2 protein-coding genes are annotated in these 2,771 nt (G+C 46.1%); one reads left to right on the top strand and one right to left on the bottom strand.

Annotation, left to right across the window (positions count from 1 at the left end; translation table 11 throughout):
• On the top strand, nt 1–1,194 hold a 1,194-nt coding region (locus ACP5H1_RS08240), incomplete at its 5' end, for a glycosyltransferase family 4 protein (RefSeq protein ID WP_427973986.1).
• A 978-nt stretch (nt 1,195–2,172) separates the two neighbouring features.
• Here ACP5H1_RS08240 and ACP5H1_RS08235 read toward each other — a convergent pair.
• Complete coding sequence (locus tag ACP5H1_RS08235) at nt 2,173–2,364, bottom strand: glycosyltransferase family A protein (RefSeq protein ID WP_427973983.1); 192 nt, start codon at nt 2,362–2,364, stop codon at nt 2,173–2,175.
• Nucleotides 2,365–2,771: the final 407 nt, after the last annotated feature.

The following is a 2,771-nucleotide window of genomic DNA, read 5'->3' as shown; positions in this document are numbered from 1 at the left end:
CTAGTTATAGAGGCCAATCAACGAGGTACATACGCCACCACAAAAGTGGTTTTCCAAAAGCTTAGAGAGAGGGGACATGAAGTTAGATTGTGGACAACCTTTCCCTCAGAGTTCGATGTTCTTCCTAAGCCTCCCTCATTTAAGCCCTTTGGTTATGATGTAGCAGTTAACCTTCCAACTTATGCAAGAAAAACCTTAAATGCAATCAACCCATCTAAGGACTCTATAGTCCACTCAATGAATGCTATGCATGAGCTGGCTTACTTTGCTCACGGTCAGGGCATTAAGGGTGTAATCGCTGTTCATTACTTATGGCCCATATGCTACTTTAATGCCTATGGCTACAGCGCTTGCGGCTGCACCTCAAGCATGCTGGAGGCCGCCAAGTGTATCTACAGCATGAAGAGAGGGCCAAGAAAGGCCTTTGCCCTAGGGGAGGCCCTCTACTGGAAGCTGAAGAGGTCGTGGATCAGGAGGAACTTGACGAGATCCGATGCAATTTTGGCTGTCAGCAAATCGACTAAGGAGTTGCTCGTAAGAGCTGGTTATGAAGAGGCCAACATAAGGGTCGTGTATATTAGCGCCTTAATGCCGTACAACATAGAGTACTCACCTTACGAGCCCTCCGATGCCTTTACTTTCGCCTTCCTGAGCTATCCTGACGAGGGTAAAGGTGTCTTCCAGCTCATCAAAGCTCTTGCTATGGCCATTAAAGCAAACCCTAGGCTAAGACTTAAGATATACGGCGGACTCGCAAGCCCTGACGTTGTAAGGTTAGTAGGGGAGCTGGGGATAAGGGACAAAGTGGAGCTAACCGGTTGGGTATCCTTTGAGAACTTTGCCTCCTCGCTTAAGGAGCTATTCAGGGACGTTAATGTTGTAGTTGTTCCATCCATGGTGTTTGAGACCTGGGCAAGGGTAGTCACTGAAGCCATGCTCTCTGGAAGACCCGTGATGGTTACAAAGGATAACGGAGGACTCGTAGAGCAGGTTGATGACAGGATAACCGGCTTTCATGTGGACGTGTACGATTTGGAAAGTTTTGCCAAGTCTCTAGTGGAGGTGAGCCAGATGTCAAGAGAGGAACTTAGGAGAATGGGACAAAGGGCGAGAGATATGGCACTGAGTAGGTGGAACCAGGAAACCATTATTAATGATTTAGAGAACCTTTACAATAACATATTACAACAATAGTTATTTTGCGTAGCGTCCATTTAGTAAGCTATGTAAACCATGCACTATTCTTATCAACGCCTACATCTTCTTCTAGGCCTATGTATTAAGGCAAGCAAGCTTGGAGCTAATCTATCAAAGGGCTTAAGGCCGTATAGCAAAGTCATTATCCCATCCAGGAACAACGCAGGTCCAAACTGCTAAAAGGCGCCCTCAAGTAACGCCTTCCCGAAACTCCGATAGGCCTTCGTTAGTCCTCGCATCTTCTTTGCTGAGGGCCAGCTTGGCAAGGAAACATGAAATAACCAAGGACAGAGCGTATTTTTCGAAGAAGCTAGCTACATCCAGAAGCCCAGCTCGTGCGAGTATCTTGATTCCTTCCATAAGTGCCACAAAGTCCCCCACACGATGCGGTTCTTGACCACTTTAAATACTTGAGGCCTTGCTTGGCTAAGTTCATGGGCTTACCCTGGCCTGGTGAAAGGCCAGGCCTCCTGTAAAGGGTCAATATCCTTGGCTTGTGGAGCGTAGGGCCATACGCTAATGAGCCAGCGAATATGAATCTGTCGACATCGGAGGTCCCAGGGATCCTCCTGAGGCCCTCCACAAGGCCCTCGGCCGCCTCCCTCGAGATCACTATGGAGCTGTTGTTAAATTCGAGCCCTGAGCCAAAGACCTTAAGCAGAGGCAACATCTGATAATAACAAACTCCAAGATTCCTCTCAACTTTTAGCAGCAGGTTAGCCTGGAGGACGAAGCCGCTTTGACCCTTTACCGCAGGAAATTAGCTCTTATCAGAAATCATCTGCCCTCTTTCATCTATAAATACCTGCTCGTTGTGAAAGTAGACTACATCATGTAATGAAGCAAAAACCCTATAAATTAACTAAAGTCTATCCTCCCTATACATGTCGTCGTCCCCCAGGAAGGTTATTATATCACCGTGCGCCTCCTCGGAACCTACAGCTATCTTACCTCCCAGGGGGACGATTTCAGTAATTATGTTTTCCAGCCGTTCCTTCTTATTATCTTATCGCTCTCCTTGTCCTCAAAGTTCTTAACAACAATAACCTCAAATCTGTCCTTAGAAAGGCTCTGAGACTCAAGGCTGCGGAGAGCATAAGGAAGGTACTGTTTCCTGTTGTAAGCAGTTACTATGACTGAAATGAAACTAACATCTTTTGTTGCCATAATAACCACTTCCTCTCTGATATCATTTAAAATAAACCTAGTTTATATATTACCATGCTGATGCTTATAGACTAGTTAATACATTTTATATTCGATATGGAGTCTAAGGACTTAGCGGAGTACCATCCTTGCTGACTCACGAAAGCTCCCTAGGTGGTGAGAGATTGTAAAATAGTACAGGAAGGCAAGAAGTTCTCACTTAGTGAGATAACGTTATAATTGGATTGCTTGCATATACTTTAAAGCACCTCGCGAAGAGTATTTATGGTTACGTTACCTGCTTATGGCAAGGTATCCTACGTTAGTTCCAACTATCACGCTGTTGTTACAGTTGGAAAGGCTGGAGGAGGCCTCCAGGAGCAGGATCCAGAGGGTCGGCCTCTCCGCGACGCTCTCCGAGAAGTCTA

The sequence above is a fragment of the Acidilobus sp. genome (assembly GCF_049973875.1).
Lineage (GTDB): Archaea > Thermoproteota > Thermoprotei_A > Sulfolobales > Acidilobaceae > Acidilobus.
Note: the sequence above shows the minus strand (reverse complement) of the source record. Positions and strands in the feature narration are given on the sequence as shown.

Excerpts from the sequence above, each read along its gene's own strand:
- ACP5H1_RS08235 (WP_427973983.1), bottom strand. The coding sequence starts at position 2,364 with ATGGCAACAAAAGATGTTAGTTTCATTTCAGTCATAGTAACTGCTTAC.